2 protein-coding genes are annotated in these 1,251 nt (G+C 64.1%); both read right to left on the bottom strand.

Features of this window, described 5'->3' with window-relative positions; all coding sequences use genetic code 11:
* Positions 1-85: 85 nt before the first annotated feature.
* Positions 86-874: an IS3 family transposase gene (locus tag JKL45_RS29575; protein ID WP_312897060.1), complete on the bottom strand. Its 789-nt coding sequence runs from the start codon at positions 872-874 to the stop codon at positions 86-88.
* Positions 823-1,191: a helix-turn-helix domain-containing protein gene (locus JKL45_RS29570; protein ID WP_312897059.1), complete on the bottom strand. Its 369-nt coding sequence runs from the start codon at positions 1,189-1,191 to the stop codon at positions 823-825. Before JKL45_RS29570 ends, JKL45_RS29575 begins: the two co-directional genes overlap by 52 nt.
* Between the last annotated feature and the right edge of the window lie 60 nt (positions 1,192-1,251).

Below are 1,251 nucleotides of genomic sequence, written 5' to 3'. Positions count from 1 at the left end.
TGGATTGCGCCCTTTGGAGTGTGCAGTGATCATGCCGCGGGATTGACCGTCTGGCGGGCGTGTTGATCCTCAAACTGCTTCGGGCTCAAATAGCCGAGGGCCGAGTGGAGCCTCCGGTATAGACCTCCTCGATAAAGCGCGGAAGATCCTCGGCTACATCCTCAAAGGTCTCGTAGGCCATTGGGTCGACCGCCTCCACCTTGAGCGTCGTCATGAAGCTCTCCGCCTTGGCGTTGTCGTACGGATTGCCGCGCCGGCCCATCGAGCCGACGAGACCAGCGCCATCCAGAGCCTCGCGATAGATCTCGGCCGCATAGTGCGAGCCTCTGTCGGAGTGACGGATGCATCCAGGCGGAGGGTGTCGCTCGGCGATGGCAGCTTTGAGTGCCGCCAGCGTCAGGCGGGCGCTAATCGACCGGCTGAGCGCATAGCCCACCACCCGGCGTGACCAGGCGTCGAGAATGATTGCCACATAAACGAAGCCTGTCGTGATGGCGACGTAGGTGATGTGCGCCACCCAGAGCTGATTGGGGCCGCCTCCCACCCGATCAGCAGCCCGGTTCGGGAAGATCGGGCCGTCATGATTGCTGTCCGTGGTGGCCACGAAGCGGCGGCGCATGCGTGGCTGCCGATCAGGCTCGCGCATCAGGCGGCGGATCTTCTTGTGGTTCACCACCATGCCGGCCTGCCGCAGAGCCGCGCCCACACGCCGGTCGCCATACCTTTCGAACTCATCGCAGATGGCGGCAATGGCCTCGACAATCGCTGTGTCGTCGGCAGGAGCCGTCGGCTCGTCGTAGGAGGTGGAGCGGGGCAGGCCCATCAGTCGGCATCCCTCTGAGACGGAGAGACCATGGGGCCGGTGATGGTGGATGCAGGCCCGCTTCTCGGCCGGGGTGCGTGCTTCAGAGCCCGCTTTAGAAACTCGAGTTCAAGAGCCTGTTTGCCAACCAGCCGCTCAAGGGCGGCCATCCGCGCCTCGTACTCCTGGAGCAATGCGGCCGCGGCCGTGTCCTCATCGAGGGCGCCGGCCTCGTACTTCCGGACCCAGATCCGGATCAGGTTGCGCGACAGGGCATGGCGCTTGGCCAGGCTGTGCAGGGGCTCGCCGGCGAGGTAGTCTGTGCAACCTGCCGTTTGCAGTCGATGCTGTGGGTGCGGTTCTTCACCATGGGCTTCAGTCTCCGACAAGCCTGGCAGACCCAGTCAACTCCTCAGTGCGTATCTGTCTACCTCAAGGGGCGCAATCCA

This window comes from Microvirga soli, assembly GCF_016734765.1.
Lineage (GTDB): Bacteria > Pseudomonadota > Alphaproteobacteria > Rhizobiales > Beijerinckiaceae > Microvirga > Microvirga soli.
Note: the sequence above shows the minus strand (reverse complement) of the source record. Positions and strands in the feature narration are given on the sequence as shown.